Raw genomic sequence first — 3,247 nt, forward strand, 5'->3', positions numbered from 1 at the left:
AAAGAACAAAGTGTTTTTGGAAGGATGGCTTAAGAGAGCAAGTTACAGAGGGGTAGCGAAGTATGGATAATAAAAGCAAAGGAAACGGATGGAAGGAATATATAAGGGAAGTATCATATAATCTGCAGGTTGTTAAGGAAACGATGCTAAACATAGACAAGAAGGTGGCGGAACTTCTTGTAAAGCACGAAACACTGAAAGAGAGGGTGGATAAGATAGAAGAAGAAGGTAAAAAAAGAGTGTTTCAGAACTTTTATGTGATAATAGGAGCAATAACATCCTTTTTAACTGGTTTTGTTTTGTTTATGATATCCTTTATGGCGAAGTGGGGAGTGAAATGAAGTTTGTAAGCAGGAAATTTATTGCTTTTGTATCTAACTTTGTTGCTATTGTTGTGTTATCCTTTCTAGGGAAAATAGATGGCTTACACACAATAATTGGTCTTCTTGTTAATTGCGCTTTTTACACACTTGTGGAAGGAGCAATAGATTTAGCAAGTTTGAGAAAGATACAAATAGGCAGTTTTAGTCTGGATAAGGAGGTGACTAATGAAGATAACTAATATGTTTTCTTTGGAAAACATCCAAGAGATTTTCGGGGTATCTAGGGCAACAGTATATCGGATACTCAAAAAAGCGAAGATAGAACCCAAGAATCTATATACTGTGCAAGAGATACAGCAGATGCTACCGTTTATCACTACAATAGCGAGCATTCGTGTTGTTGACAATAAGTTAAGGATACAACTCAAGAATGGGAACGAGATAGAAATAGAGCAGGAGGCAATACAACAGATTGTCTCAAAAAATCTCATAGAAATGAGAAAGATTGAGACAGAGACACTGATAAGCACTGTATCTAACATAACAACACAGATTACAGGTTTGATAGAAGCGATAAAGGAGCTTGTTAAAAGAATTGTAAGAATAGAAGAAATAATTCTGCAGAACGCTATAGGAAGAACAACAAGCACGGAAGAACTGGCAAGTAGAAGAAAGGCGATATCACTAGCCTTAGACGATTACATAAGAAGCAATAACTTACTCTATTCAAGCAAAGATGATATCTTCATAGAAATGCTTGAAAGGTTTGAGAAAGACAGGAAGGTAGAGGTAAGAAGGAAGTATGACAAAATGGACAGGTCTTACATCAACACTCTGATCAGACTTGGACTTGATGGCGATTTCGTCAAGTTTGTCAGAGACAGGTCCCTATGAACATCCTATTACTCCAGTTTGAGAATGTCCTATTTAGTATAGCAAACAAGAAGGGACTCATTGTTAAGAAAGAACATAGGTTTTTGGAAGAATACAAGTACAGGTTTGACTACGCTATTGTTGAAAAGAAGATTGCTATTGAAGTTGAAGGGGGGACTTTTGTTTATGGAAGACACAACAGCCCTGTAGGGTTTAGAGAGGATGTTATAAAGTACAATTTAGCAACAATGAATGGTTGGAGGGTGTATAGGATAACAACAGAAATGATACGAAGAAATGCCTTTATTTTCCCAACGGCAAAAAGACCTAACCGCAAAACCGTAACACTAGAAGATTTTCTAGACACAATAATGTAATTTAACAAGGCATACCGAAGATTTAGCAACGAATTTAAACAAAACTTGACTTTTAAAACAGAACTTATTAATAATTAAAGTGCTAAAGGAGGTCTTATGGACAAAAAGAAAACTACAAGTTTTTACCTTTTGGATGATACCAAAAGGGTTATTGCGAAGTTGAGTAAGATTGCGAATGTTAAACAATCTGAACTGATAAACACGATAGCAGGTTTGATTTATAAAGACGAAAGATTACGAATGAGAGTGTTTGAGGAAATAAGAAGACAAAAAGAAGAAGCATTAAAGGAGGGTTGGAAATGATAGTATATATGATACACAAGTTCAGGTTAGACCCAAAGAACATAGAAGAAGCAAAGAAGTATATTAAGGAGTTTTTAAAAAAGAAGGTTGCTGTAATATACACACCTCCTATGTGGTTTGTTGAGGCAGATGTAAGCGAGGAGGAAATACTACAGATGTGCTTTGAACTAATTGACAGATGTGATGTGGTTGCTGTTTGCGGTGAAGCAGAAAGCAGAGGAACAATACGAGAACTGCTGTATGCATTAGAAAAAGGAAAGCCTGTTAAGGCTTTCTCTAAACCTGACGAAATAAGGCGTTTTTTATGAAGCTTACTGCATATGTTTGTTCATTTCTTTTAGGTTTTATGCTAGGGGGGATTGTCCTCTGGCTGTTATTTTCTAGGCAATCAGAGGAGTTTCATCCCCCCAAAACTGTTACAAACACACAGGTTAAAGCGATAAGGCTATACTATACAAACATAATAAGACATTACTTTACAAACTACCAAGAGAAAAATGGAACAAACTACCAAGTTGGTTTTGTTGATATAACAAACATTTTAACTAATGTACTTATGCAAGAAGAAATTAGGATAAGTGAGATAAAAGAAAACAAGTTGCTTTTTAGCTACAATTACAACTTTTCCACATCAGGACAGCAACTTGAGGTTGGGTATTACAGGTATTTTTTCAGCATCGGCGGAATTAATACTTTTGTTGGAGCAAAGGCAACCTATCCTTGGGGAGTGGGTTTAGGAATTTTGGTTGAGTTTTAGTCTTTATAAGGAGGTTCATATGAAGCCAAAACTTAACCTTGAACATTTTATTGTTCTGGAACTGCTAAAGTACAAGCAGTTTCTGGAACGGAAAAAGAAAGTGCTGATAAAAGACATAGCTGTAAGAAGACTGATTAGCTTGTTCGTTGTTGAGAAAAGAAAAAGGAACGAAGGAACGTTTCTGGTAGTACTGAAAGGAAAACCTAGGGTGGTTAAGATGAAAGATGGTTCTGTTAGAGGTTGGGGGAAATATCGGGAATACTACTGCATACTTCAAAACGGCGATATAATAGCAACTGTAGACTGGTGGAGAACCGAAGAAGGGAAAAGAGGTAATGTACTCTTTATTGTAGGACAAGGGGTGGAGATATGGAAGTAGTAATGAGCAGAAATCAACCATTGTCAATGACGTATTTCAGAGAGTTGGTCTTGGAATTGCTGAAATACAGAAAAGAAATACGAATGCTTGTTAGACTTGCTATAGACAACAACATAGAAACTACACTGCATTTCTCCACAACAGAGCAAAACCTGACGAGACGCAACTATGTTGATATTACCCTTGAGGGAGAAACAGTGCTATTGGAATACGGGAGTGCGTTTGCAACAGTAGA

The 3,247-nt window shown here is 36.6% G+C and carries 9 protein-coding genes; all 9 read left to right on the top strand.

Annotated features, from left to right (window positions below; translation table 11 throughout):
- The first annotated feature begins 62 nt into the window (after window positions 1-62).
- Window positions 63-341 (top strand): hypothetical protein, encoded by a 279-nt coding sequence (locus tag ABDH28_05670; protein MEN2998506.1) that lies wholly within the window; start codon window positions 63-65, stop codon window positions 339-341.
- Entirely contained in the window at window positions 338-562 is a 225-nt protein-coding gene (locus ABDH28_05675; protein ID MEN2998507.1) for a hypothetical protein, read from the top strand. The genes ABDH28_05670 and ABDH28_05675 overlap by 4 nt, the downstream gene beginning before the upstream one ends.
- The gene (locus ABDH28_05680; GenBank protein MEN2998508.1) at window positions 549-1,217 is read left to right on the top strand and encodes a hypothetical protein; all 669 of its coding nucleotides are present in this window, start codon (window positions 549-551) and stop codon (window positions 1,215-1,217) included. Before ABDH28_05675 ends, ABDH28_05680 begins: the two co-directional genes overlap by 14 nt.
- Window positions 1,214-1,573 (top strand): hypothetical protein, encoded by a 360-nt coding sequence (locus ABDH28_05685; GenBank protein MEN2998509.1) that lies wholly within the window; start codon window positions 1,214-1,216, stop codon window positions 1,571-1,573. The genes ABDH28_05680 and ABDH28_05685 overlap by 4 nt, the downstream gene beginning before the upstream one ends.
- Window positions 1,574-1,669: 96 nt before the next feature.
- Window positions 1,670-1,876 (top strand): hypothetical protein, encoded by a 207-nt coding sequence (locus ABDH28_05690; GenBank protein ID MEN2998510.1) that lies wholly within the window; start codon window positions 1,670-1,672, stop codon window positions 1,874-1,876.
- A complete protein-coding gene (locus tag ABDH28_05695) occupies window positions 1,873-2,184 on the top strand; it encodes a DUF4406 domain-containing protein (GenBank protein MEN2998511.1) in 312 nt (103 codons plus the stop codon). Before ABDH28_05690 ends, ABDH28_05695 begins: the two co-directional genes overlap by 4 nt.
- A complete protein-coding gene (locus ABDH28_05700; GenBank protein MEN2998512.1) occupies window positions 2,181-2,633 on the top strand; it encodes a hypothetical protein in 453 nt (150 codons plus the stop codon). The genes ABDH28_05695 and ABDH28_05700 overlap by 4 nt, the downstream gene beginning before the upstream one ends.
- A 19-nt stretch (window positions 2,634-2,652) precedes the next feature.
- Entirely contained in the window at window positions 2,653-3,012 is a 360-nt protein-coding gene (locus ABDH28_05705; GenBank protein MEN2998513.1) for a hypothetical protein, read from the top strand.
- Window positions 3,003-3,247: hypothetical protein (locus tag ABDH28_05710; protein MEN2998514.1), on the top strand; the 245-nt coding region annotated here is incomplete at its 3' end. The genes ABDH28_05705 and ABDH28_05710, both read left to right, overlap by 10 nt.

This window comes from Brevinematia bacterium, from assembly GCA_039630355.1.
In the GTDB taxonomy this organism is placed as follows: domain Bacteria; phylum Spirochaetota; class Brevinematia; order DTOW01; family DTOW01; genus SKYB106.